Origin of the sequence: Streptomyces humidus, from assembly GCF_014649655.1 — a bacterium.
GTDB classification, from domain to species: domain Bacteria; phylum Actinomycetota; class Actinomycetes; order Streptomycetales; family Streptomycetaceae; genus Streptomyces; species Streptomyces humidus.
Genome location: NZ_BMTL01000001.1, coordinates 281,794 through 306,907, shown reverse-complemented (window position 1 = coordinate 306,907; position 25,114 = coordinate 281,794). Strand labels below are relative to the sequence as shown.

Annotated in this window: 25 protein-coding genes; 9 read left to right on the top strand and 16 right to left on the bottom strand. The window is 68.1% G+C overall.

What is annotated here, in order from left to right:
* Positions 1 to 36 precede the first annotated feature (36 nt).
* Complete coding sequence (locus tag IE239_RS01365; protein WP_229877661.1) at positions 37 to 1,350, top strand: DUF445 domain-containing protein; 1,314 nt, start codon at positions 37 to 39, stop codon at positions 1,348 to 1,350.
* An 80-nt stretch (positions 1,351 to 1,430) separates the two neighbouring features.
* Complete coding sequence (locus IE239_RS01360; RefSeq protein WP_190147320.1) at positions 1,431 to 2,939, top strand: MFS transporter; 1,509 nt, start codon at positions 1,431 to 1,433, stop codon at positions 2,937 to 2,939.
* A gap of 39 nt (positions 2,940 to 2,978) precedes the next feature.
* On the opposite strand, the gene IE239_RS01355 is transcribed toward IE239_RS01360, so the two are convergent.
* The gene (locus tag IE239_RS01355) at positions 2,979 to 3,428 is read right to left on the bottom strand and encodes a hypothetical protein (RefSeq protein WP_190147319.1); all 450 of its coding nucleotides are present in this window, start codon (positions 3,426 to 3,428) and stop codon (positions 2,979 to 2,981) included.
* Between the two features lie 194 nt (positions 3,429 to 3,622).
* Between IE239_RS01355 and IE239_RS01350 the strand changes: the two genes are divergently transcribed.
* Positions 3,623 to 4,627 carry a GlxA family transcriptional regulator gene (locus IE239_RS01350; protein ID WP_190147318.1) on the top strand — a complete coding sequence of 335 codons (1,005 nt, stop codon included), beginning with the start codon at positions 3,623 to 3,625 and terminating at the stop codon, positions 4,625 to 4,627.
* Positions 4,628 to 4,816: 189 nt separating this feature from the next.
* Here the strand turns inward: IE239_RS01350 and IE239_RS01345 are convergent, their stop codons facing one another.
* The gene (locus tag IE239_RS01345; protein ID WP_190147317.1) at positions 4,817 to 5,119 is read right to left on the bottom strand and encodes a hypothetical protein; all 303 of its coding nucleotides are present in this window, start codon (positions 5,117 to 5,119) and stop codon (positions 4,817 to 4,819) included.
* 107 nt (positions 5,120 to 5,226) lie between these two features.
* On the opposite strand from IE239_RS01345, the gene IE239_RS01340 reads away from it, so the two are divergent.
* The gene (locus IE239_RS01340) at positions 5,227 to 5,799 is read left to right on the top strand and encodes a zinc-binding metallopeptidase family protein (protein WP_229877659.1); all 573 of its coding nucleotides are present in this window, start codon (positions 5,227 to 5,229) and stop codon (positions 5,797 to 5,799) included.
* On the opposite strand, the gene IE239_RS01335 is transcribed toward IE239_RS01340, so the two are convergent.
* From IE239_RS01335 to IE239_RS01295, 9 genes are all read right to left on the bottom strand, one after another.
* Positions 5,796 to 6,959 carry a CU044_5270 family protein gene (locus IE239_RS01335; RefSeq protein WP_190147316.1) on the bottom strand — a complete coding sequence of 388 codons (1,164 nt, stop codon included), beginning with the start codon at positions 6,957 to 6,959 and terminating at the stop codon, positions 5,796 to 5,798. The two genes, IE239_RS01340 and IE239_RS01335, sit on opposite strands and share 4 nt — an antisense overlap.
* Complete coding sequence (locus IE239_RS01330; RefSeq protein WP_190147438.1) at positions 6,956 to 7,606, bottom strand: RNA polymerase sigma factor; 651 nt, start codon at positions 7,604 to 7,606, stop codon at positions 6,956 to 6,958. Before IE239_RS01330 ends, IE239_RS01335 begins: the two co-directional genes overlap by 4 nt.
* Before the next feature lie 165 nt (positions 7,607 to 7,771).
* Positions 7,772 to 8,143, bottom strand: coding sequence for a hypothetical protein (locus IE239_RS01325; RefSeq protein WP_190147315.1), 372 nt, complete (start codon positions 8,141 to 8,143; stop codon positions 7,772 to 7,774).
* 65 nt (positions 8,144 to 8,208) lie between these two features.
* Positions 8,209 to 8,649, bottom strand: a complete 441-nt coding sequence (locus tag IE239_RS01320) for a UCP032817 domain-containing protein (RefSeq protein WP_190147314.1) — start codon at positions 8,647 to 8,649, stop codon at positions 8,209 to 8,211.
* A gap of 282 nt (positions 8,650 to 8,931) precedes the next feature.
* A complete protein-coding gene (locus IE239_RS01315) occupies positions 8,932 to 9,375 on the bottom strand; it encodes a hypothetical protein (RefSeq protein WP_190147313.1) in 444 nt (147 codons plus the stop codon).
* A gap of 87 nt (positions 9,376 to 9,462) precedes the next feature.
* Entirely contained in the window at positions 9,463 to 10,311 is an 849-nt protein-coding gene (locus tag IE239_RS01310; RefSeq protein WP_190147312.1) for a helix-turn-helix domain-containing protein, read from the bottom strand.
* Complete coding sequence (locus IE239_RS01305; protein WP_190147311.1) at positions 10,308 to 11,048, bottom strand: DUF6879 family protein; 741 nt, start codon at positions 11,046 to 11,048, stop codon at positions 10,308 to 10,310. Before IE239_RS01305 ends, IE239_RS01310 begins: the two co-directional genes overlap by 4 nt.
* Positions 11,049 to 11,237: 189 nt before the next feature.
* On the bottom strand, positions 11,238 to 11,438 hold the full coding sequence (locus IE239_RS01300; RefSeq protein WP_190147310.1) for a DUF397 domain-containing protein: 201 nt from the start codon (positions 11,436 to 11,438) through the stop codon (positions 11,238 to 11,240).
* Positions 11,438 to 12,283, bottom strand: coding sequence for a helix-turn-helix domain-containing protein (locus IE239_RS01295; protein WP_190147309.1), 846 nt, complete (start codon positions 12,281 to 12,283; stop codon positions 11,438 to 11,440). The genes IE239_RS01300 and IE239_RS01295 overlap by 1 nt, the downstream gene beginning before the upstream one ends.
* Before the next feature lie 204 nt (positions 12,284 to 12,487).
* Here IE239_RS01295 and IE239_RS01290 point away from each other — a divergent pair, with 204 nt between their 5' ends.
* Positions 12,488 to 13,147, top strand: a complete 660-nt coding sequence (locus IE239_RS01290) for an ATP-binding protein (RefSeq protein WP_190147308.1) — start codon at positions 12,488 to 12,490, stop codon at positions 13,145 to 13,147.
* A gap of 13 nt (positions 13,148 to 13,160) precedes the next feature.
* On the opposite strand, the gene IE239_RS01285 is transcribed toward IE239_RS01290, so the two are convergent.
* The 5 genes from IE239_RS01285 to IE239_RS01265 form a co-directional block, all read right to left on the bottom strand.
* Positions 13,161 to 16,304: a DEAD/DEAH box helicase gene (locus IE239_RS01285; protein ID WP_373308033.1), complete on the bottom strand. Its 3,144-nt coding sequence runs from the start codon at positions 16,302 to 16,304 to the stop codon at positions 13,161 to 13,163.
* 205 nt (positions 16,305 to 16,509) lie between these two features.
* A complete protein-coding gene (locus IE239_RS01280) occupies positions 16,510 to 17,136 on the bottom strand; it encodes a HEPN domain-containing protein (protein ID WP_190147307.1) in 627 nt (208 codons plus the stop codon).
* An 11-nt stretch (positions 17,137 to 17,147) separates the two neighbouring features.
* On the bottom strand, positions 17,148 to 18,338 hold the full coding sequence (locus IE239_RS01275) for a DUF262 domain-containing protein (protein ID WP_190147306.1): 1,191 nt from the start codon (positions 18,336 to 18,338) through the stop codon (positions 17,148 to 17,150).
* Positions 18,339 to 18,497: 159 nt separating this feature from the next.
* Positions 18,498 to 19,517 carry an SEC-C domain-containing protein gene (locus IE239_RS01270; RefSeq protein WP_190147305.1) on the bottom strand — a complete coding sequence of 340 codons (1,020 nt, stop codon included), beginning with the start codon at positions 19,515 to 19,517 and terminating at the stop codon, positions 18,498 to 18,500.
* Between the two features lie 269 nt (positions 19,518 to 19,786).
* Positions 19,787 to 21,262, bottom strand: coding sequence for a glycoside hydrolase (locus IE239_RS01265; protein ID WP_190147304.1), 1,476 nt, complete (start codon positions 21,260 to 21,262; stop codon positions 19,787 to 19,789).
* 337 nt (positions 21,263 to 21,599) lie between these two features.
* Here IE239_RS01265 and IE239_RS01260 point away from each other — a divergent pair, with 337 nt between their 5' ends.
* From IE239_RS01260 to IE239_RS01245, 4 genes are all read left to right on the top strand, one after another.
* Positions 21,600 to 22,415: a class E sortase gene (locus IE239_RS01260; RefSeq protein ID WP_190147303.1), complete on the top strand. Its 816-nt coding sequence runs from the start codon at positions 21,600 to 21,602 to the stop codon at positions 22,413 to 22,415.
* 509 nt (positions 22,416 to 22,924) lie between these two features.
* Positions 22,925 to 23,191, top strand: a complete 267-nt coding sequence (locus tag IE239_RS01255; RefSeq protein ID WP_190147302.1) for a DUF6412 domain-containing protein — start codon at positions 22,925 to 22,927, stop codon at positions 23,189 to 23,191.
* Between the two features lie 119 nt (positions 23,192 to 23,310).
* Positions 23,311 to 24,009, top strand: a complete 699-nt coding sequence (locus IE239_RS01250; RefSeq protein ID WP_190147436.1) for a YidC/Oxa1 family membrane protein insertase — start codon at positions 23,311 to 23,313, stop codon at positions 24,007 to 24,009.
* Between the two features lie 143 nt (positions 24,010 to 24,152).
* Complete coding sequence (locus IE239_RS01245) at positions 24,153 to 25,010, top strand: fumarylacetoacetate hydrolase family protein (protein WP_190147301.1); 858 nt, start codon at positions 24,153 to 24,155, stop codon at positions 25,008 to 25,010.
* The last annotated feature ends 104 nt before the right edge of the window (positions 25,011 to 25,114 follow it).

Genomic DNA, 25,114 nt, shown 5'->3' with positions numbered 1-25,114 from the left:
GACAATGTGCGCGGGATCACCGAACGGGTGGAGCAAATGGAACGTACCGAAGCGGCAGCACCGGACGCGGCCTCGTCCTACCGGGCGATGACCTCCTTCACCCCCGCGGACGAGGAGAAACAGCGCGGGGTGCGTCAGATGAAGCTCACCGCGGCCGGGCTGCTGCTGTTCGTGGCCGTGGTGTACGTCCTTGCTGAGTGGGCCGCTCATCGGGGCGCGGGCCCCTGGGCGGGCTATGTGGCGGCGGCCGCGGAGGCGGGCATGGTCGGCGCGCTCGCCGACTGGTTCGCCGTCACCGCGCTGTTCCGTCACCCACTCGGCCTGCCCATCCCGCACACGGCGATCATCCCGAACAAGAAGGACCAGCTGGGCGTCTCGCTGGGCGAGTTCGTCGGCGAGAACTTCCTCTCCGAGGACGTGGTGCGCCAGCGGCTGCGCGCGGTGGGCATCGGCACCCGGCTGGGCGTCTGGCTGGCGGATCCCGCACACGCCGACCGGGTGACGGCGGAGCTGGCGACGGCGTTGCGGGGTGCGCTGACGGTGCTGCGCGACTCGGACGTCCAGGCGGTGGTGGGGGAGGCGATCACGCGGCGCGCCGACGCCCAGGAGATCGCGCCGGGCATGGGAAAACTGCTGGAGCGGATCGTCGCGGACGGCGGCCACCGGCGCGCCGTGGACCTGGTGGTGAGACGGGCGCACGGCTGGCTGGTGCTGCACGCCGACTCGGTGATGGACGCCGTGCAGGGTGGCGCGCCCGGCTGGACCCCGCGGTTCGTCGACAAGAAGGTCGGCGAGCGCGTGTACAAGGAACTGCTGCGCTTCTGCACGGAGATGCGGGACATGCCCTCCCACCCGGCCCGGGCCGCCCTCGACCGGTTCCTCACGGACTTCGCCGCCGACCTGCGGTCCGACGCGGACACCCGTGCGCGGGTGGAGCGGCTGAAGGCCGAGGTGCTGGGCCGGAGCGAGGTCCAGGACCTGATCGCGTCCGCGTGGACCGCCGTCCGCTCCATGATCGTCGCGGCGGCGGAGGACGAGCGCAGCGAGCTGCGGCTGCGCGTGCGGGCCTCGCTGCTCTCGCTGGGCGCCCGGATGGCGACCGAGCCCAAGGTGCAGGAGAAGGTCGACAGCTGGGTGGAGGGCGCCGCGGTGCACGTCGTCACGACGTACCGCAAGGAGATCACCTCGCTGATCACCGACACGGTGGCGAGCTGGGACGCCGAGCACACCACCCGCAAGATCGAGGCGAACATCGGCCGGGACCTGCAGTTCATCCGCATCAACGGCACGGTGGTGGGCTCGCTGGCCGGGTTGCTGATCTACACCGTGGCGCGGGCGCTGGGGGCGTAGGCGCCGGGGGCTTGAAGGCACGGGGCGCGGGAACCCGACCGCCGTTCCGCTCGACGAGGAGCGTGCCGAGGAGGGAGCCCATGACCATCGCCGAAGCCGCCGTGCCGGCCGAGAGAGGCCGCACGATCACCACAGACATCCCCGCCCGCCTGGACCGGCTGCCCTGGTCGCGCTGGCACTGGACCATCGTGTTCGGACTGGGCACCGTGTGGATCCTGGACGGCCTGGAGGTCACGGTCGTCGGGAACATCGCGAGCCGGCTGTCCGAGCCGGGCAGCGGGCTGCCCATCACCTCCGGGCAGGTCACCGGCATCGCGGCCGCGCTCTATGTCGCGGGCGCCTGCGCCGGTGCGCTCTTCTGGGGCCGGCTGACCGACCGCTGGGGGCGTAAAAAACTCTTCATGATCACCCTCGCGGTGTATCTGGCGGCCACCGCCCTGACGGCCGTCTCCTTCGACACCTGGTGGTTCCTGCTCTTCCGCTTCCTCACCGGCTTCGGCATCGGCGGCGAGTACGCGGCCATCAACTCCGCGATCGACGAGCTGATCCCGGCGCAGTACCGGGGACGCGTCGACCTCATGATCAACGGCAGTTTCTGGCTGGGCGCGGTCGCCGGGTCGCTGCTGTCGATCGTCGCGCTGAACACGGACCTCTTCGCGGCCGACGTCGGCTGGCGGCTGACGTTCGCCCTGGGCGCCGTCCTGGCCCTGGTGATCCTCCTCGTGCGACGGCATGTCCCGGAGAGCCCCCGATGGCTGCTGATCCACGGCCGCGACCGGGAGGCCGAGGAGATCGTCGCCTCCATCGAGCGGCAGATCGAGCAGGACAAGGGGAAGGGGCTGCCGCGCGCCGAGGGCGAGCTGACCATCCACCAGCGGCGCGGCGTCTCCTTCGTCGAGATCGCCCGCACGGTGTTCTCCCGGTACCGCCGCCGCGCGCTCCTCGGTTTCGCCCTCTTCATCGGCCAGGCCTTCCTCTACAACGCGATCACCTTCGGCTTCGGCGCGATCCTGACGAAGTTCTTCGAGGTGCCGAGCGGCAACACCGGCTACTACTTCGCCGTCATCGCGATCGGCAACTTCTGCGGTCCGCTGCTGCTGGGCAAGCTGTTCGACACGGTCGGCCGCCGGGTGATGATCTCCTCGACCTACCTGCTGTCGGGCGCGCTGCTGTTCGGCACGGCCTGGCTGTTCGACCGGGGCTCGCTCGACGCGACGACGATGACGGCCTGCTGGTGCGCGGTGCTGTTCTTCGCGTCGGCCGGTGCGTCCAGCGCCTATCTGACGGTGTCCGAGGTCTTCCCGATGGAGACCCGCGCGATGTCCATCGCCTTCTTCTACGCCCTCGGCACGGCCGCCGGCGGCATCAGCGGCCCCCTGCTGTTCGCCGACCTCACCGACACGGGCAAGGTCGGCGACACGGTCCTCGCGTTCTGCATCGGCGCGACGCTGATGTGCCTGGCGGGCCTGGTCGCGGCGTTCCTGGCGGTCAACGCCGAGCGACGCTCCCTGGAGGACGTCGCCGAGCCCCTGACCGCGGCGGCGCCCACGACGAAGGCAATGGCCGGCAGCGAGACGAAGCCGGCGTAGCGGCCCGGGGGGCGGGCGACAGCGCCCGCCCCCGGTCGCCTACGCCCCCGTCGTCGACCCCGGCCGGACGATCATCAGGATCGTCACCGTCGCCCACAGCAGGTTGAACACCCCGGTGAACATGGCGAGTCGCACGGTCGTCCCGCGCTCACCGCGCCCCTCCACGAGCTCCTCCTGCCCCGGCAGCACGAGGATCAGCAGGACGCCCGCCGCCAGGACGGTCAGCACGATCGACGCGATCAGCCAGGGATCGCCCATCACCCCCATCGCGCCCGCGGTGGCGAACCCGAAGACGGGGACGGCGATGCCGACGGCCGCGTACACCTGGCAGATGCGGTGCAGCAACCGCACGGTCCCGGTCGCGCCCGCGTCCTCGGGTGCGGCCAGGGCCTTGCGGGCGGCGGGCGGGAACATGCTGGCGGCGACGGTCACGGGTCCCACGGCGACGATCGCGGCGAGGACGTGGACGGCGAGGAGGAACTTGGTCACGTCCCGACGCTAGAGGTTGTGAGGATCACGGGGAAGCGGCGCGAATGCCACAGTCCGACGGATTCTCGCCTGCCGCCCGGAACCGCCGCCGAAATGCTGTGCCCGCAGGTCACCGCACGTGACTGCCGCGCTCCCGCCGGTTGACCTCGCCACCCGGACTTGGCGGGAACCCGTCGACTGCCTAGGCTCTCGCCATGCACACCGTCGCCGTACTGGCCCTGGACGGGGTGGTCCCCTTCGACCTGTCGGCCCCGATCGACGCCTTCGGCTGGGCGCGGCTGCCCGACGGCCGCCCCGCGTACCGGGTGCGGGTCTGCTCGCCGTCCCCCTCCGGGGAGGTGAGCGCGGGGGCGTTCACCGTGCGCGCGCCGTACGGAATCGAAGCGCTGGCCGAGGCCGACACGATCATCCTGCCGGGCGTCGCGAACCCGCCGCACGAACTGCCGCCGGGGGTCGCGGAGGCGCTGCGCGACGCGGCGGCGAACGGCACCCGGATCGCCTCCGTGTGCGTCGGCGCGTTCCTGTTCGCCGCGACGGGCCTGCTGGACGGGCTGCGCGCGACCACGCACTGGGCTGCCGCACGCGAACTGGCCCTGCGTCACCCGAAGGTGGAGGTCGACCCGAACGTCCTCTACGTCGACCACGGCCGGTTCCTCACCTCGGCGGGCGCGGCGGCGGCCCTCGACATGTGCCTGCACATGATCCGCAGCGACTACGGTTCGACGATCGCCGCGCAGGCCGCGCGGATGTCGGTCATGCCCCTCGAACGGGAGGGCGGCCAGGCCCAGTTCATCGTCCAGGACCTGACGCCTGCCCCGGCCGGCGCGACCCTGGAACCGCTCCTGGTCTGGCTGGAGGACAACTGCGCGGACGATCTGACGCTGGACCGGATCGCCGAGCGGGCCGGCCTGAGCACCCGCACCCTCAACCGCCGGTTCCGCGAGCAGACCGGGACGACGCCGTTGCGCTGGCTGCACCGGGCGCGGGTGCGACGCGCGCAGTACCTGCTGGAGTCGACGGCCTACCCGGTGGAACGGATCGCCGCCCAGGCGGGCTTCGGCTCCCCGACGGCCTTCCGCGAGTGCTTCCGCAAGGTCGCCGGCACGAGCCCCCAGGGCTACCGACGGGCGTTCCGGTCGCGGGAGAGCGTGAAGGCGGGGGCGAGCACGGGTGCGGCGGCCGGGCCGGGACGGGGGTGAGTGCCGTCGGTGGCCGTACCGGGGCCAGGGCCGGCGCCAAGGGCGGGGGCGGTGGTGTCGGCGGGCTCGGGGGCGGGCAGCCCCTCACCGGACGCCCCCGCACGCGGTCCTCGACGAACGTTCCTGAACACGGCCCGTTGCAGAAGATCTCGGCGACGGGCCGTGCCTCACGGGCATCTCAGGGGCGGCTCAGGAGCGCCGGTCGGCGACCGCCCAGGACGCCAGGGCGACGGCCCCGGCCACGCCGAACACCGACGGCCACGGGCCCACCTTCTTCGACAGCGGATGCGACCCGGCGAAGGCGGCGATGTAGGCGACGCTCAGCGCCCCCGCGGCCGCCCCGCCCGCCTGCTGCCGCCACCGCTGCGCGGCAGCGGCCCCCGCGACGGCGAGGACGACCCCGCCCAGCGGCCGCTGCCTCGTCCACCGGGCCACGCCGTACCCGCCGACCAGCCCGCCCGCCGCGATCACCGCGCTGGGAACCTTCGCCATCGTCTGTCTCCTCGCCCTGATCATCCAGCTCACCGACGAGGCTAACCCGCCCCGGCCCCACCGCCCGTCGACCGCCCCTCGTCCCCCGAGCGGCAAAGGACCCCGCATTGCCCACCCACCGCACACCCGACGGCACGCCCCACGAGTACGCCGACGACCGGCCACCACCGGCCCGCGGGGAACCCCCCGAGCACGCGAGGTTCGCCGCGTACCTGGAGGCCCTCGCCCGCGTCCCGGCCGCCGAGGAGACGTCCCTCGTCCGTCGCGTCCTCACCGACGAGGACGCGACGATGGCCCGCTCGGCGGTGGTCCGCCACCTGGACCGGACGGCCACCGAGTTCCCCCGCGCCACCGTCGCGGACGACGAGAGCTGGCAGGCCTGGACGAAGGTGATGAAGGAGGCCGTGGAGGAGGCCGTGGGGGAGGACGCCTTCCTGACGACCCGCCTCAGCGAATGGACCCTGCTCCGCGCCCTCACCGCCCCCTCCGGTCCGAGGGCCCGAACTCCCCCGACCGCCGCCCCTGTGACGGCCACGGTCGCCGCCCTCGGCACCGCCTCGGACTGGCTTCAGCGCAGACTCGTCGAAGCCGTGGACGCCTCCCCGCAGGCCCTCGCGTTCCTGGCCGAGCACGGCCGCACGAAGAAGGTCCGTGCGGCCGCCGCGAACCGTGTGCGCTAGCTCCGCCCGGCGCGACGGCGCTCACTGGGCGCCAGTCCTTGCCTGTCGACGACGGCGCGTTCGAGCACGGCCGTGGTCGCGTAGACCGTACCTGCCCTGGCCCGCTCGGTGTCCCGGCTGGAGACGGTGCGCTCGCCCAGGTAGTCCAGGGTGCGGGCGTCGAAGATCCACTCGGTGCGGGTGCCGTGCACGGCGTCCTCCCGGGCGATGGCGATGCCGTGTCTCCCGACGGCGTCCACCGCGTCGCCCACCTCGGTGACGCCCGGGATGCGGGCGGCGGCCCGGTAGAAGGCGGCGGCCGTGGCGGACGGCATGATCTGCTCCCCGACGAGATCGCCGATCCGGTCGAAGACCTCCTGGTCGCGGTCGTCGCCCTTCTCGACGGCGGTCTCGCGGTAGAGCCGCTTCAGCAGGTGCCCGGGCTCGGTCGGCAGCGAGGCGAGCCAGGCGTAGGTCGGCCGCCGCACGCCTGCCGGCACCGCGGAGTCCCTCGGGTCCGTGCCGTCCGGCACCCCGACCCCGATCGGCCAGTCCTGCCCGTCCTCACGGATCAGCCCGACATCGACCACAGGCCCCTGCTCCTGCGAGAACCACACCTGCCGCTCGTGCAGCGGCCCGAGCATCACGGGCTTCCCGAACGCGCCCACGTTCTCCGCCACCCGGCTGCGGACGTAGACGAACTGATCGTCCTTCACCGGCCGCACGTCGGCCTTCATGGCGACGGCGGCGATCCGGTCGAGCGTGACGACGGCGCTGTGACCGCCGGCGGTGGACGTGCTGCGCGCGCCGCCCTGGACGGCCGCGTCCCCGCCGTGCCGCCCCGCGCCGACGCCGACGGTGAGCCCGGCCGCCAGCGCGACGGCGACGGCCCCGGCGACGAGAACGGGCCGGGAGAGCCGGTGGGGCCTCGACAGCGGGCGGGCGCCCTCCGTCTCGTCACGGCGATCACGGCTATTACCGTGATCACGGCGATCACGATCGATGAGCTGCATCAGAACGTCCTTGTGATGGGAACGACGCCCGGGAGGCAGCACCTGCTCGACGGGACCGGTCGGCAACAGCCGTGCCAGTTGACCGAGTTCACCGGGTTCACCCAGTCCACCCAGTGCGTCGAGTTCCGCGCGCTCACCCTGCTCGGGGTCGGCCGGAGTGGCGTTCATCGGGCTTCCTCCTGAAGGGGCAGGACCGCGAACGCGGTCTCACTCTCTACCTCTCCGCGACGTGAACGCGGTTCCATAAATCCTGTCTGCGAGGAATGCGGCGTACGTCTCTCACGCTCCTCCCCCTCCACGAACTCCCGCAGCCGCGCCCGCGCCCGCGACAGCCGCGACCGCACCGTCCCGACGGGAACGCCGAGCGCCTCCGCGGCCTGCGCGTAGTCGAGCCCGCCCCACACGCACAGCGCGATGACCTCCCGCTCATGCCGCCGGAGCCGTCCGAGCACCCGCCGCACGTCGGCGAGCCGCCGGGCGTCGTCCACCCGGCCCGAGATCTCCTCGGCGAAGTCGTCGACCTCCTGCGCCCCCGAAGCCCGACGCGCGAGAAAGGCGAGCCGCCGCCGCAGACTCCGGTCGGCGTTGCGCGCCTTGTTGGTGGCGATCCCGAACAGCCAGGGCCGCAACGAGCCGCCCTCGACGGCCACGTCCTCCCGCCCCCGCCAGGCGGCGAGGAACGTCTCCGACATGACCTCCTCGGCCACCGACCAGTCACCGGTGAGCCGCAGGGCATGGTTGTAGACGGCAGTCGCGTACAGCTCGTAGAGCTCCCCGAACGCAGCCCGCTCCCCACCGCGCACCCGCCCCCGCAACCGCGCCCCGTCGTCGTCCCCGGCGGCAGCTTCTTCACTCTCTCCGTTGGACCTCACACACCTACCTCTCCGGACGAAGAGGACGGTTCCGGTGGCGTGGATCACAGTCGTCGGATCCCTTGCTCACTGTTCAGGCGCACCACGGACACCGCCGGGTCGTAGAGCTCAGTGTCCAGCCAAGGTGATCCGGCCCGTCATGAGGACTTCGTGGTTGGCGAACAGGGCGTCGAGCGGGAAGCACCGAGAAATGCGCGCAGTCCACTTGGCATCCGGCAGATCCGTGTACGCGTTGACCACACGGGCGCGGCTCGCCTGGGTGAGGATCCAACGGGCCTGGTCCAGTGCCTGAGTGCGGCCACCGAGGTCGTGGGCGAGCCGCCAGAGTTCGTCGCCATCGGCCTGTTCGTCGACGACGGCGACGATTCCGATGTCCCCGAGCCCGCGTGCATCGCCGGACCGGGTGGCGTAGGCGACGGTAAGGCGGTGGAGTGGGAATACGGTGACGCGGCTGTCGGCGGTGAACTCGGTCACGCTCATGAGTGAGTCCGTTCTTGCGCCTTCACGAGGCGAGCCGGCCGACTCGCACTGACCGGGGAGGGACGTCAGCAGCCGTCGCCGTCGCCACAGCAGGCAGGTGGGTTGCACTCGGCCGCCGTGCCCCACAGCCGTTCGTCGACCTCGAACCCCGCGGCGCGGATCCGTCCGACCACGTCGGCCATCAGCCCACGCGTACGGATCGTGGACTTCGGCTGGTGGTGCAGGAAGTAGCCGAAGTTGCGACGGCACCAGTCGGCGTACCAGCCGGTGTGCAGGATCAGCGTGTGCCACCCGGGATCGATCAGCCGCGACGGAGCCATGCTCGCCCCGTCACCACTGGTCCCCATGACGAAGACGAGTGCGAGCGCCTGGTCGACGACCCGCTCGGCGACACAGCGCTCAAGGCCGTACTCGTCGGCGCAGAACGCGGCGAGGGTCTCGAACTCCGTGTCGTTGACGAGGGAACGGCCGGTGCGGGTCTCGGCGGCGATGGCGGTGACGCTCATGGGATGGGCTCCTTGAGATGTGGAGAACTTTCGGATGGCCCTCTCCCGGAGCGCCGCACGTTTGTCACGTACTCAGGGACAGGGAATTCGCACCGCCGCGAGACATGACGAAGTTCGTACGCGGCGGAAACCAGGGAGGATGAGATCAAGCTGTCGGTCGACGACCGCTCACAGCCGCATCCGACGGGATCCAGTCGGTGCCGAGCGGGCGGCTCAACGCTTGGAACACGATCTGTCAGCGGTGCTCGTCGGTCTTCGTACCTGGCGAGGCTGTAGTGGTCGTCACGCGAGTCGCTCACCCGCACCAAAGGCGATGCGCAAGGCGGCCGGGGCGGTGAGGCGGCCGGAGCCGTCCGGGGGTTCCAGCCATCCGCGCTCACCGATCGTGTTCAGGACGGGCAGGCAGGCGAGCAGACCGCCCTGTGGTTGCACGGTCAGCTGCGGCACATCGTCCAGTTCGTCACGCAGACCAGTCGGCAGAAGCCACCAGGCCTGCCCCGTCGCCACGTCTGCCACAACGGGGCCGAGTCGCCGACTGCCCAAGTACTTCATGGCTCTGAGAGAGAAGAGCAACGGCCCCTCGGCGACGCGCCAGTGCTCGCCGCTCGGAATCCGCGCCAACTCCCCTGCGGCCCAGGTGCGAAGCACGTCAGTGGGATGTCGAATGCAACCCAGGAACCAGTCCTGGCCTGCCTGCCGGGTAGACCGGGCGAGCTTGATGGCCATGACCAGGACCGTAGGCGGGGCAATTGCGCATCTGCTTGCCGATTGCGCGTGATTGCGGGTGCCGGTCCGGCACTTGCCGCCGATTGCCTACGGGAGATTCAAGGAGGCCCTCGCCCGGCCGATCAGACGGCGTGCGGGCGCACCGTACTCGGCGGACTCGGCAAGCCAGTCCCATGCCCGCTCGTACAGTTGGATGTCGTCCTCGCCGTTGAGCCACAGTTCTTCACTGATCGTCTCAACGATGACCAACCGGCGGTCATAGATCCAGAAGGCGTGCGGGGCAGTGCGGCGGAGCTGTGAGCCGAAGGGCAGGATGCCGAGCTCGATCCGCCGCCGCCCCACCAGGTTGTACAGCCGGTCCAGTTGTTCGGCCATCACGTCCGCCGGACATGAGCGGTGGTACAGGGCTGCCTCACACACGAGGAACCGGAACACTTTCCCCGGGGCGTACAGAGCCTCTTGGCGGCGCATCCGAGCCTCGACGGCCGCCTCGGTGGTCGGCTTGATATTCCGGAACTCCGCATTCGCGTCGAAGACGGCGCGGGCATACTCCGGCGTCTGGAACAGGCCCGGCACACGGGTGACCTCAAGCCCGCGGATCGCCTTCGTGACCTCGGTCTGTCGGACGGCGATTTCCTGGCGGCCACGATGACCACCGGCCAACTGGCGCCGCCAGGAGCGGTGCCGCTGCTTCACCTCCAGCCCGGCCCGGAGCCCTTGCAGTTCAGCCTCGACATCCGGTCGTCCACAGGCTCGCGCCCACGCGGTCAGGTCGGCTGGAGACGGGGTCTGCTTGCCGTTCTGGAGCCGCGAGACCTTCGAGGGCTGACATCCGAGTTCGGTGGCGAGAGCCCTGCCCTCAAGACCGGCCTCGGTGCGCAGCTCGCGCAGCCGTGCACCGAGCGCCTCCCTGGCGGTCTGATAGTCCGTGCTCACACGGTGGAACGTACCCGCCTGGCGAACTCTTCGGTGCGGACTGCATGGTGCCAGGCGGCATCGCGGGCCTGACAGGCGGCGAGAACTTCGGCCGGCTCCTCGGTGACGTACACCCCGAGAGTGGTCTCCTGGTCGTCGAAGGCGAAGCGGGCGACGATCTTCGAGTCGAAGAGCCAGAAGTCGTGATCGGGCATTCGCAGTTCCTGCGCCTGGCTGCGAGTCAGGTTGCGGATGTCCTCGCCTGCGGCGACGTTGCCGGGCGCGCTGGCAAGAAGGAACCGCTGCCCCTGGGTCATGGGTTCGTCGACCAGGCGCACGCGCTCGAACCGCTTGCCCAGAGCTGTCTGCACGCGGACGTTCTCCCGCCATGCGTTGTCAGGATCGTGAGCGATGTCCTCGCCCGCGAGGAAGCGGGCCCACTTGGGGCTGTTGCGGTCGGAAGCGTAGCCACGCCGTGTCTCCAGGCGCCAAGCCGTGTGCTTGAAGTCCCGGAAGAGCCCGGAGACGGAGGCGAACGGCTGGAGCCGAGGCGCTTCGCTCTTGGGTGCGTAGCGGGTCAGGAGACTGCGCGGAACACGGACGAACGTCTCCGACTCCTTGACGTCCCGCAGTTGGGCCAGGTGCTCCGGGTCGCTCTCCCGCTCGCCCTGAACGAGGATCTCGTCTGTTCCCTCGATGTCGTACAGGGTGGGGCAGTCGCCGTCGTCACTGGTCGTACCGAGGAACCTGAGTGTCATGTCGCCCTCCGTTGCGGTCGCCGGGGACCCAGGATGCGTGGTCGAGACAGGACGCGCCCGAGGATTGCAGCGGATTGCGCCTCTCGGGGAGCAGCCTGCGATTGCGCGCAAGGAGCGTTTCGTTCGGCTCAGCAGAGAGGTAACACAGGCACCGTGCGGGTCTCGGCCACCAAGCGCGCACCGCCTTCCCTACCGCTCCAACCCTTCCCTGTGCAGCGAATCCACAAAGAGCCGCCAAGCCTGATGCTGGACGGCCACGGAGGGGCCGTCCTCGCGCTTGGAGTCGCGTACGAGGATGGCGGATCCGTTCCGAGCGCACTCCACACACTCGGTCCCGCTGCCTCCGCTGAAGGAAGACTTGAACCACCTGGGCGTCGAGGGCGAGGTCATCAGGACTCCATGCGTATGCGGTCGATGATCTCCGCTGAGGATTCCAGGTCGAGTGCCTGTGCGCTGAGGTATTCGAACGCCAACCTATAGCGTGCCAGTTCTTGTGGCTTTTCCATGAAGAGCCCACCGCCGATCAGGTCCACGTAGACCACGTCCAGATCCGGAGTTGGGCCTCGTAGGACAGCGAAGCTGCCCACCGCAGCGGCGTGCGCCCCCTTGGCAAATGGCAACACTTGGACCGTCACATGAGGGCGTTGGGACACGCTGAGCAGGTGGTGCAACTGCTCTCGCATGACCTTGCTGCCGCCAACTCGGCGTCGAAGGGCCGCTTCATCGATGACGCACCAGAGGTGGGGTGGCTCGGCGCGATCGAGGAGCTCCTGCCGCTTCATGCGAATGTCGACCATGTGCTGGACTTCCCGCTCTGAACACCCCGTCTCGGAGGCTCGGTGCACAGCCTCAGCGTAGGCGCGCGTCTGGAGGAGCCCAGGGACGTACATGCACGCATAGTGATCCTCGCGTACGACCTCGTCCTCAAGGGTGAGCATGAGGTTCATGGATTCAGGGATGGGGTCGGCGAGTGATCGCCACCACCCCTGGATCTTTGCCCCTTTGGCGAGCTCGACCAAGGCGGCGCGTTCTTCGTCAGATGCGCCGTACTCGCGGCACAGGGCGTCGACCGCAGGCCACTTGACGGTCCCCTCCTTTGTCTCGTAGCGGCTCAGAGTCGCCTTGGAGATTCCCACGCGAGAGCCCGCCTCCTCGAGGGTGAGGTCTTTCGCTTCCCGTAGGCGCCGAAGATCGGCACCGAGCTGGCGCCTGCGAGTGGTCGGTCCAACTGCCATGTTCCAGGCCCTTCGTGTTGATCGGTCAAATCGTCGTGGTCGCCGGAGCGTGAGGACAAGAGGGCGTGCGCTGGGGGCGCGTCCACGGACTCCCCACTCCCACATCGCTCGTTGTGAGAGTTCCATTTTGAGAGTTCCAATGCAACTCTCAGTGTGTCTTCAGTTGCACTCGGCGACTGGATCACGTGGGAAGGACTCGTCTCGATGCATAACGACCAGCACACGCAGAGGAAGCCGTGGAGTCTCGACTTCGCGGCGGAGCCGGAGGAGGTGGCAGCCCTCCGCCGGTTGATGCGCATCCACTTGCGACTGTGGGGTCTGGCCGAGGTGGTCGAGGACGCACAACTGTGTGTCACTGAGCTGGCGTCCAACGTGATTGCGCACGTGGGTTCGGGTACGCCAGCCACGCTGGCGGTTTCGATGAACGGCCCACACCTGCGGATCGAAATCCATGACTCGGACACCCGAGCGCTACCCACCTTGCTACAGAGCGGAGTTGACTCCGAGAGTGGTCGTGGGATGGCACTCGTCGACGCTACCGCTGTGTGTTGGGGCATCGAACTTCGAGAAGATCGCAAAGTGACCTGGTGCGAGTTGGCGGCAGACCGATGTCCGCCCGTCGTAGTCCAAGGCACGCCACGACTGAGCAGTGCCGAAGGGCTGTTGGGCCTCTATGGGGCGGAGGAGCTTTCCGGCGGGACGACCGCGGCTTTGCCTCGGCTGGGCCTGGCTCGGGCGGAGGCGGCGGCGATCGACATCATCGCGGACCTCCTTCACTGGCTTCACACACACGGTCGCGACGCTGACGACCTCCTGGACCGAGCCCAGATGCACTTCGAGGCGAAAGCCCACCTCTCTGCCTGAGCGGAGGGCGGAGTCAGCTCGTGATCGAGGCGTAAGAGCTCACATCGGCAGGAAGCTCGTGGTGTAGATCCCAGGTGATCGCCATAGGCTTGCTGCCGGTGTGCCCCGCGTAGGTCGCCGGTCCCAAGAGCATCCACGGTTCAGGCTTGCCGATGCTGTTGCGCTTGTAGCGGCGTAGGAAGAGCAGGACATTGCTCCCCTGCTGGGCGTGTTGCTGGTAGCGCAGCCCTGTTGCGGAATGCTCCGGAGTGGTGCTTTGGGACTCCCAATGGAACTGTTTTGGGCTGATTGCGTAGTCCTTGTACCGGACCGTGGGGGAGAAGTCGCGCTCGTTCTTCTCCAGAGTGATGAGGAGGGCGTCGGTGTTGAGTTCTTCCACCCATCGAACTCCTTGACCGAAGTCCCTCGGCATCTGCCCGCCCAGGTGGGCCACTCCCAACGCCGCGAGGATCTCGGACCGGTTGTAAGAGCTGTGGATCTTCAACGGGGCGCCCGCGAGCGGGCCTTCCAGCGGGAGGGGGAAGTGGTCCGCTTCTTCGAGGGCGTAGGCCAGAACCTGCTGAAGCTCATCCCGCAACCTGGCTTGAGAGCGCAGCGATTCGAGGCCTTGTCGGTAGCTGGTGAAACCGCCCGCGTTGTCCCACAGGTTGAAGAAGAGCATGCGGGCGTACGACTGTTCCTCCGCAGACAGGGAGTCGTAGTCCGGGGCGTCTTCGGTGAGGAGTCGTAGATACGTATGGATGCGATCCGGGTCGTCGACGTGAAGGAAGGCATGAACGCGCTTGAGGAGTTCTGCTTCACCCCGTGGCGCTTCCTCTCGGATGAACCCTGCTCTACGCAACACCTTGGTCCAGGAGTTGTCGCTCTTGTACAGCTCCTGGATGTCGCGTCGGCTCTCGCGTAGGTAGTCTGCGAGACGCGGGGTGCCGTAGTCCCTGGCTTCCTTGGCCAACGTCGTGATCGTGGCCTTGAGCTGTGTGCGGATGTTGGCGAGGACGAGGTCCTTGGACTTGCCCTCCAGAATGATCTGGCAGCCGGACGGCAGCTGCGGGAAGTCCTGCTCGATGCTGTCGACGAGACGGTTGCGGGAGAGGTTGGTCAGAGCCCGGAACTGCTCCTCGAAGCGGAACTCGGCTCGATGCTGTCCGATGAAGTCGAGTACCGTCAGCACGGGCTTGTTCGGCGTTCTGCGCAGGCCGCGCCCGAGTTGCTGGAGGAAGACGGTGGCGCTGTTGGTGGGGCGCAGAAGCAGGAGCGTGTCGACGTCGGGGATGTCCAGGCCCTCGTTGAACAGGTCAACAGAGAAGATCACCTGGATGCGTCCAGCTTTGAGGTCGGCCAGTGTCCGCTCGCGAACTTCGGGTCGAGAGTCACTATCAAGGGCCGCCGCATCGAATCCTGCCCGGCGGAAGCATTCCGCCATGAAGTGCGCGTGGGCCTTGGTCACGCAGAAACCGAGGGCCCGCATGGCGGCTGGAGCCGAGATCTTGTCCTCGACCTGCTTGATGACGATGCGCGCCCGAGCTTCGTCACCCGTGTAGAGCTTGCCGAGCTGATCCCGGTCGTAGGCGCCCGAACGCCAGTCGAGACGGGCGAGATTCGTTCCGTCCGGGAGCCCGAAGTAGTGGAAGGGACACAGCAGATCGTTTTCCAGAGCTTCCCAGAGACGCAGCTCGGCAGCGATCCTCCCGTTGAAGAACTCGTCCTGAATATTGCGCCCATCCATCCGCTCCGGAGTTGCGGTGAGGCCCAGCAGTTCGGCCGGCTTGAAGTGCTCGATGACCCTCCGGTACGTCTCCGCGGTGGCGTGGTGGAACTCGTCGATGACGATGACGTCGAAGTGCTCGGGGTCGAGTTGCTCCAGCCGCTTGAGGTTGAGCGACTGGACGCTGGCGAACACGTGAGTCCCGTCGCGTGGTTCCTTGCCGCTGTGGAGGAGCTCGCCGAAGGAGGCGTTGTCGAGTACCTCTCGGTAGGTCCGCAGGGACTGGTTCAGAATCTCCTTGCGGTGGGCGACGAAGAGCAGGCGGGGAAGCTCTCCATGGCGGTTGTCGCGCATGCTCCGGTAGTCCAGAGCAGCCATGACGGTTTTGCCCGTACCCGTTGCTGCGACGAGGAGATTACGGTTGCGGCCACGAACATCACGCTCCACACGGAGGCGCTCCAGCATGTCCTTCTGGTGAGGGAGGGCATGCACGGCAAGGCCTGAAAGGCTGATCTTGAGTTCTTCGGCCGCCCCGGTGCCGCCTGCTTGTGCGAGTGCCTCAGCGAGACGTTCACCGTCGCGATCGGGGTCGTACGACTCGAAGGCGGTGTCAGCCCAGTAGGCGTCGAAGGTGGCCTCGAACTTGTCGAGGACCCTTGGGGTGGCGACCGAGGACAGGCGTACGTTCCACTCCAAGCCGTCGAGCAGGGCTGCCTTCGACAGATTGGAGCTGCCCACGTATGCCGTGTCGAAGCCCGTGTTCCGCCGGAAAAGCCAAGCCTTCGCGTGCAGGCGGGTAGACCTGATCTCGTAGTTGACCTTCACCTCAGCGCCGAAGTCACGCACCAACCGGTCCAACGCGCGCCGATCGGTGGCGCCAATGTAGGTGGTCGTGATGACGCGGATCGGGACACCACGTGCCTTGGCCGCGCGGAGCGAGTCCTCAAGGACCCTTATCCCGTACCACTTCACGAACGCGCAGAGCAGATCGATGCGGTCAGCGGTGGCGAGCTCTGCCCGCAACTCCGCTCCCAGGCTTGGATCATCCGGTGCGTTGGTGATCAATGCGGTCTCGGACAGGGGAGTCAGGGGCCTGATGGCGTAGACACCAGGAGCCTCCTGCTCAGCCAGGGCGAGGAGTTGGCGAGGACCATCGACGATGGTGGTCACCGCCTCGTCGACGTCAGGATCCGGCGCGCTCCTGACCAAGGACTGCATGATCTGGTTCGCCGCCGCGACCTGCTGGCCATGGGGGAGCTGACTCAACCGTCGCTCCACGGCCTCACTGATGTAGCGCGCCAGAACATGCGGCGACGACTCAGAGCTGACCTCCGCGTGAATCGGCTTCCAACCAGCTGTGTTGAGCTGGTCGATCTGCGCCTGCATGCCTACGGTGATGATCTCCTCGTACACACCCGCGACCGGTTGTGACAGGTCCCCCGGCTGAACCACCCTTGGCCCCCTCGATTATTCGTTCATCGTGACTAGTTTCTAGCAGGGGCCACTGACGCCGGGAGCGCGAACGCTGGCGCGATGGGCGTTCGGAGCAGGTAGCCGGAATGCTGTGCGTATGTGATCCCGCCCCCCCAGTCCAACCAACCCGAATTGGCAGAGCATCACGTAGTTGTCTGTGTAAAGCAGGTAAAGCACGGACTACTCAGGTTGTAGGTGTGGCGATCGGGATAGATCCGTTGAGAAATTTGACGAGTTCATCGATGTTGTCTACGACATCGTTCACCCATCCCACGGCTTGGCTGGCGTAGACAGTTTCGTTAGCTGACTGGGATGACGTGTGAGCCATTTTTCCGCGCTTCGCCCCGAGTGTATTTAGAGATCTGAACAGCCGCTCACAGTTGTCCGAAAGCTGGTCCCCGTTTAGCCCGAGAGGCCTGGCTAAGGCGGCTATATTCGCCGCCTTTAGTCCATTATTGATTTTTACTACCTTTGAACGGTATAGGTTAATGGCTGTTTGGCAAATTTGAGTCGTGGGGTATTTACCTGCACCCTGGCCAATCAGGTCGGGAGAAAAGTGCAGAGAAAGTCGGATGAAGCAGTGTGGTGTTGAATCTTCAGTTATCTCTGCGGTGCGCGCGTCCACGTAAGAAACGAAGAGCTCTTCGATGAACTCCTCAATGTGCGCGTGTGCGAGGATCACGAAGGAGGTGATAAGAAGTTGTTGGCGTCGAGTGAGATCGTCTGGTGGAGCTACTGTGAGGGCGTCTGTGTCAAGAAGGGCATCCCTCAATTCCTCGATGTCGCTCTTCAGATCTGATACGAGATTCATGGGTGCCTCGCTCAGTCGTCCAGGCATGCGGGTCGCCGGGGAGCAACCCCAAGAATTTCCTCTAGGGTTGAATTCCAGATATCGAATCGATTCCTGGTTGCGTCTATGCTCTTCGTTGTGCTGGTAACGGCAGCAACGAACCTATCGTTCTCGACGCAGAGCCGCTTGAAAGCCGCATTGACTTCGGGAGCCCGCCCTAGAGCTATGTCTCTCACTCGGGCATCAGTGAATGCATTAACTTGAACATCGAAAACAGCCCGATTGAGACTTCGCTCCCATCGAACGCCAGACCACTTGTGGCATGCGCCCTCGTCAGAGAAGATCTGCCGCGCAACGTCGATCGCTCGCTCGAGGTCTGAGAGTTGCCCGATGATGTCACGCTGAGATGAGGACCAGAATTTATTGAAGTGAACGCAGGTCTTGTCCAGGAAATCTTTAAGATTTCCCCGATACTTCACTGGTGAATTCTGGAACCCAAAATAGCGGACGAGCATTTCGGCGTCGATCATTCGACGGTCTGGGCCCTTGTTGCCAAGTAGATGCTGTAGGCCTGGGCTAACGCCTGACTGCTCGTCCACGAAGTTTACAAATTCTCCCGGGACTAGAGCCTGGCGGAGCTCCTGTGGTGAGAGCGGTACGCTTCCAGTATTTAGGCGTAGAAATAGCGTGTAAAGGAAGTCTTCTGACTCCCAGCCCTTGATCGATACTGTTCTGATTGTGTGATTCTCGAACGCGTCAAACAGGTCAACGCGTTGATTTTCGAGCTTTTTGATGTCGTACCCGCGCACGCTTTCCAGAATTGAGGTGCCCGTGATTTTGAAAGGTTCAAAGTCGACATCCTTGTCCAGTCCTTCGCCGGCATAGAATTGGCGTAGCGCCAGGAGTCGTTGCTTACCGTCGATCACGAAATAATGCCCAGGGCGTTCAGGCTTTTCCGCGAGGACGATCTGTGGAATTGGATAGGAGAGAATTGCGGACTCAATGAAGCGGCTCTTGGTGGGATTTGTCCAAGCGGCGCGACGTTGGAATTTGGGGTTGAGGTCAATTCGCCCCTTGCGCATTTGAGTGACGATCGTCTCGATTGTCCAATCTGTGGCAGAGATACTTGCGCGGGCCGCAGTGAGGCGGTCTATAACATCTTCTTCACTTTCTCCGGAGTCGACGTCAACAGGCAGCATTCCTTCAGGGCTCTGGTCTGACATGGGATTCCTCCACTGGTCGTGAGCTGGCTTAATGGCATAGCGGAGAGGCGGGAGTGGGTCAGAGTGAATGACTCGCTCGCAGGCTGAGGTACGCGTTCTTCTGGGTGACTCACCTTGTTATCTGAATGGAGGCCTGGTCGGTCGCTCTCCCCGACCTCCTTACACTCCAACCCCGTGACACTTGCTGTAGCTCCGCCCCGACCCGCACCAACAAACCGCCCCCCGCTCCGGCGGCCATCCCGTGGCCCTTCCCCTCGCTGCCAAGGTCGTCGCGTACTGGGGGAGGAGGTCGGTGTCGGACGGGGACGAGGCCTCCGAGGCTGCGAAGGCTTCGTAGGAGGGGACCGTGCCGGTGACGATGCCGAGGTTGGGCGTGCCCGAGGCGGACAGCTCGCGCAGGGACGCCTCTATGCCGGCCAGGTGCTCCTCGTGCGAGGGGTACTCCGCCTCCAGGGTCGGGTACGCGGCGATCAGCTCCGCCAGCTCGGCCGCCGGCCAGTGCAGGACCGCGACCGGGAACGGGCGGGACAGTTCCTCGCGGTAACTGCCGAGCTCGGCGCGCAGGCGGGAGATCTCCGCCTGCAGTTCGGCCGGGTTGTCCGAGCCCAGGGACCAGACGCGTTTGGGGTCGTGGAGCTCGTCCAGGGGGACGGGGGAGGTGTGGAGGGTGTCGGCGAGGACGTCCCAGTCGTCGTGAGCGGATCCCAGCATGCGGCGTACGCGGTGGCGGCCGAAGAGCAGGGGGTGGGAAGCGTGCGGCGGGGGCTCCGGCACGTCCGCCAGGAGCAGGTCGACGCCCTCGGTGAACGTCTTCTGCGCCGCTTCCAGCTCGTCGTGGGACTCCAGGGACTCGGCGACGATCACCCAGGGGGCCGGGTCGCGGGGGGCCGCGGCGCGGATGCCGTCGATGATGGCCCGGGCCTCGGCCTCGTGACCGTACTCCCACAGGTTCGCGGCCTTCAGGGCGCGGACCAGATGCGGGTTCTCCAGGCTGTCCGGGGACGACAGCAGGCGGTCGTACAGGGTCGTCGCGGCGGGGCGGTCGCCGGCCAGTTCCAGGTGGGCCGCGGACTGCAGCAGCAGGGCTTCCGCGTCCTCGGGATACCGGCCGGCGGTCCGCTCCAGGCGTGCCGCTTCGGCGGTGTGGTCGACGTTCTCGGCAGGCGTGTCGGGGCGCATGGATGACACCGTAGCGCCGCCCGCTGACGAAAGAGAGATATCTGCAGGCCAGGGGGCGCGGGATTGCGGATCAGCTCGTCGAGGTGTCCAGAGTCTGGACAGCGTTGTGGATCTCCAGTCGGCCGGGATTCCCCTCGACCGGCCGGGATCGCCCTCTTCCGGACGGGATCGCCGCCCCCGGCCGTCGTCGCGTCCGCCCCCGGCCGTCGCGCCAGCTGTCGCCACGGGCCGACGCCGCTTCTGCCCGGCGCCGGCCCTCCCCGGCCGTGCTAGACCGTGACCCCGTCCACCTGAAGGGTCTGCACCGCGCCCGCCGCGAACGGCACGCTGATCGTCTTTCCGCTCAGGCGCGTGTCCGAGTAGGACGCGTAGAGGTCGCCGGAGCCGCTCGTCACCGTGTTCCAGCGCGGGACCAGGCCCGACGAGCCGCCCGTCACCGTCGTGAAGCGGGACAGGTCGAAGGTCAGGGTCTGGGCCGAGGACGACGTGTTCGCCGCGACGATGACCAGGCGTTTCGCGCTCCTGTCCAGCGCCGCGGCCGCGTAGCTCACGCCCGTGTCGAGGATCGTCATGCCGGGACGGATGTGCCGGCTGAACTGGGCCATCACGTAGTACTTCGTGGTGACCGCGCCGGCCGCCAGCGTGTTCGGGTCGTACGCGATCATCGCCCAGCCCGAGGACGGGTCCATGACCTGCCAGTAGACCCACGCCGTCGGGTGCAGCCAGCGGAAGTCGTAGAGCAGGTTGCTCGCCATCGTGAGACCCGTGCCGTCCTTGTCGCCGGTCTCGGAGTTCCACAGCGCCTTGCCGGCGGTCGTCACCACGTCCGTGTAGAGCAGGTCGCGGCGGCCGCCCGAGCCCTGGTAGCCGTGGACGTTGACCCGGTTGACGTACCCCTTCGTCGTCGACGAGAAGGAGTTCCAGGTGGTGCGGGCGAGGTCGTAGCTCGTTTCGTCCGACGCCGAGATCCTCGTCGCCGTCAGGCCGCGCTTGTCCAACTCGCTCCGCAGATAGGGCAGTACGGCCGACTGGACGGTCGCGTCCATGTGGCAGCCCTCCTGCGTCCCGGTCGCCGTCCACCAGGACGACGACGGCTCGTTGAAGGCGTCGACCGTCGCGAAGTTCACGCCCCAGTTCGTCTTCGCGTACGACGCGACCGCCGCGAGGTGCGAGGCGTGCTGGCGGTAGTTCCAGGACTGGAGGTTGTTGCCGCCGTCCGAGGCGCCGGACGGGTTGTGGTTCAGGCACATCCACCACATGGGGGAGTTGGCGAACAGCTCCGTCGTCGCGCCGCGCGACACCGCCTTCTGGAGCATCGCGCGCTGGGTCGCGTCCGCGGTCCAGTCCCAGGCGGAGGACGTCGGGTCCTCGTTGTTCCAGTCCTGCCAGTAGCCCTCGATCTGCTTGAAGCGAGGGATGTTGGGCGACACCGCCATCGACGTGCCGCCCACCGAGTTCCAGCTGCACGCGCCCAGGTTGTAGCGGGCGATGTTGAGGCCGAGGCCGGGGAGGGTCCTGCCGTTGTAGGCGACCGACTTGGTCGTGAAGAAGATGTCGGCGAAGTCGTCCCGGGCGCCGAAGACGTTCGCCCACCAGGCCAGGGACGTACCCCATCCCTCCCAAGTGCCGTACGTCGTCGAAGGGTTGACGGCGATGGTGGCGTCCGCCCGGGCGGTGCCCGTCGCGAGGGCGCTTCCGAGGAGCGCGCCACCGGTGGCCGTCAGCAGTGTCCTGCGTCGGATCATGACTTCTCCGCTTCATGACTGCGATCGACAGCCGGTCGTCCCGACCGACGTCGTCGGATGCGTCAGTGCGTCAGTGCGTCAGTGCTTCTGTGTATGCGTGCGTCTGTGCGTGCGTTGCGTCAGTGCGGGAACGTGTGGGTGGGCGACGCCTCAGGGCGTGTCGTGCGTCTTCGCGTCCGCGGCTCTCTGCGGCTGTGCGTCACGAAGCATCGGGTGTGTTCCTTGGTGTTGTCGAGAGTTCCGACAGCCCTTTCTCAAACCTGTGGAGGAAGGGCGGGGCGGGTTCGAGCGTGCGAACAGTCTGGAGACCTCGTCCCCCGCCGCCTATGGTGCCCGCGTGCGGATCCCCCTCGTACAGCACAGCACCCGGCGGCGGCGCGCCCGGTACCGGCGGGTGCTCTGGAGCGGTGCCGAAGTCCTGGTCACCGCAGGGGTGTTGATGCTGCTTCTCGTCGCGCATCAGCTGTGGTGGACCAACCGGGAGGCCAAGGAGGGCGCCGAGCGGCGCGTGGAGGCGCTGGAGCGGGCGTGGGGGGACGGCGGCGGCGTCGGCGCGGACGGCTCCGGACCCGGAACGGGCACGGGAGCGGGCTCGGACGCCGGTTCCGGTTCGGGGGCCGGGGCGGGTGACGGCGGCGGCCTCGGGGGAACAGGCGACGGCGGCGCGAAGGGCCCGACGTCGGGCGGCACGCCCCGCACCTCGCAGGCCTACGCGGTCCTGCGCATCCCACGCCTCGCGCTTCGGGTCCCCGTCGCCGAGGGCACGAGCAAGCGGGACGTCCTCGACAAGGGGTACGTCGGCCACTACGCCGGCACTCAACAGCCGGGCCAGGAAGGCAACTTCGCGGTCGCCGGACACCGCAACACCCACGGCGAGCCCTTCCGGCACCTGAACCGGCTCAGGAAGGGCGACAAAGTGGAGGTGGCGACCCGCGACGCGACCTACACCTACGTCGTCGACGAGGTCCTGCCGCAGACCTCACCCCGCGACGCGGGCGTCATCCGGCCCGTGCCCCGTTCCCTCGCCCGGCCCGCCTACGGCTACGACGCCCCCGGCCGCTACCTCACCCTCACCACCTGCACGCCCGAGTACACCTCCCGGTACCGCCTGGTCGTGTGGGGCGAGCTGGTCGCGACGCTTCCTCGCGGATAGCCCGGTGGCCCCTCGCAGGGCCCCGCCGAGCCCGTCAGGACGGCCCCGCGGAGCCCCTCCGGGCGGCCCCGCGGTCCCGCCGAGTCCGTCCGGGCTGTCACGCCGAGTCCGTCCGTTCGGGCTGTCACGCCCCGTCCGTCCGGGCCGTCCCGTGGTACAGATGCCGTGGTCGAGATCTTGTCTCACACACCTGATACAAGCTGGACCCGGGGGCGCAAACCCTCGTCCCGTGACGCAAGCCTCCGCAATGCAAGCGGCCTGGGCTGGGCCGAGGCTGACCGCGGCCCCGGAGTGGGGTATAAACCGGGTAGGCCTGAGGGGCGGTCGACGGACGCCCGAGGGAAGAGGGAAAAGGGCAACGGATGGAGGGAAACGTGTTCCGTAACCGGTTCGCCTCGCCTTCCGCCCGCCCGAGCCCGCTCTCGTTCCCCCGCTCGTTCTCACGCCCGAGCCCCCGCTCGTTCTCACGCTCGTTCCCGCGAGCGGTCCCGCTGCTCCTCCTGCTCGTCATGGACGTCCTCCTCCTGGACGCCGGCGGCCTCTCGGCCGTCTCGGCCGCCGTCGCGCTCGCCGCGACCGCCGCGGCCGGATCGGCCCTCGCCGTCTGCGCGCTGGTGGCAGCCCGCAGCGCGCCCGCCGTCCCGCCCACCCGGGTGCGGACGGCCATCAGGGACCGGGCCCGCCGTACGGCCTTCCTGCCGCAACGCGATCCCGACGCCTCCGGGCGGCCCCGCCCCAGGGCGCCCGGTCACGCCCTCCCGACGACCGTCGCGTAGGGCACACACCGCTTCGTCTCCGTGACCCCGCGCGGGTCGTCATGCCGCTTCCACGCACCACCGGCACGACGAGACCCCCGGAGGGCTCCTCACCCATGTCCGTACTGCTGTCCGCACCCCTGGCCGTTTTCGCCGGCCTGGTCGAGCACCTCGCCGACCTGCTCCAGCCCGTGTTCGGCACCGCCTCCGCGGCCGCCGCGATCGTCCTGTTCACCGCGTTCGTACGACTCCTCGTGCATCCCCTGTCCCGCGCGGCCGCCCGTGGGCAGAAGGCCCGCACGGCCTTGCAGCCCAAGATCGCGGCACTGCGCGCGAAGCACGGCAAGAACCCCGAGAAGTTCCAGCGGGCGGTGCTGGACCTGCACGCCGAGGAGAAGGTGTCGCCGCTCTCCGGCTGCCTGCCCAGCCTGCTCCAGCTCCCCGCGTTCTTCGTGCTCTACCGCCTCTTCTCCGGCTCCTCGGCCGGCGGCGCGGGCGACGGACTGCTCGGCCACCGTCTGTTCGCCGCGCCCCTCGGCGGCCGCTGGGCGGACGCGCTCGCGGGAGGCGGTCCGGTCGGCGGGGCGGGGCTGGTCTACCTGGTGCTCTTCGCGGTCGCCGCGGCCGTCGCGTCCTTCACCTGCCTGCGCACCAGGCGGACGTCGCTGCCCGTGACCGGTGGCCAGGACGTGCCCGGGGCCGGCGTCCTCACCAAGGTCATGCCGTTCATGTCCTTCTTCACGCTGGTCACGGTGGCCGTCGTGCCGCTGGCCGCCGCGCTCTACGTGATCACGAGTGCGACCTGGAGCGCGATCGAGCGGGCCGTCCTCTACCGGTGACGGCCCGTCGGCAAAGTTCCACCGATTACGGTCCAGTACGTGAACCGGGTATTGCGGAGTGGGCGTCCAGTCCGGAGGATCGACCAGTCATCCGATGGCTGCACCCGCCGACGGATGACCCGCGATCGAGGGAGACAGTCACCATGAAGCTGCTGCGAGTCGGTACGGCCGGAGCGGAGCGTCCCGCGCTGCTCGACTCCGAGGGAGTCCTGCGGGACCTCTCCGGGGTCGTCCCGGACGTCGACGGGGCGCTGCTCGCCGACGACGTGGCGCTCGGCCGGGTCCGGGCCGCCGCCGAGTCCGGGGAGCTGCCGGCGCTGGACGCGACCGGGCTGCGGATCGGGCCGCCGCTGGCGCGGATCGGCAAGATCGTGTGCATCGGGCTCAACTACCACGATCACGCCCGGGAGACGGGGTCCGAGCCGCCCGCCGAGCCCGTGGTCTTCTTCAAGGCGGCGGACACCGTCGTGGGGCCGTACGACACCGTCCTGGTGCCGCGCCGGTCCGTCAAGACCGACTGGGAGGTCGAGCTGGCGGTCGTCATCGGGCGTACGGCCCGCTATCTGGAGTCGGCGCAGGACGGGCTCGCGCACGTCGCGGGGTACGCCGTCGCGCACGACGTGTCGGAGCGGGAGTTCCAGATCGAGCGGGGCGGGACCTGGGACAAGGGGAAGAACTGCGAGACGTTCAACCCGCTGGGGCCCTGGCTGGTGACGGCCGACGAGGTCGCCGACCCGCAGGACCTGTCCCTGAGGCTCTGGGTGAACGGCGAGCTGAAGCAAGACGGGACCACGGCCGAGCAGATTTTCCCCGTAGGGGAGGTCGTGCGCTACGTCAGCCAGTTCATGACCCTGTACCCCGGTGACGTCATCAACACCGGGACGCCCGCGGGCGTGGCGATGGGCGAGCCCGAGCCGAAGCCGTACCTGCGGGCCGGGGACGTGGTGGAGCTGGAGATCGAGGGGCTCGGCAGGCAGCGCCAGGAGTTCAAGGACGCGTAGCGCTCCGCCGGGCGCGCGGGGGACCGCCGGCCGGCCGCCGGTCGGCCGCAGGTCGTTCGTGGCCGGTGGCGCGGCTCCCCGCGCACCTCAGGGCGCCACTGCGG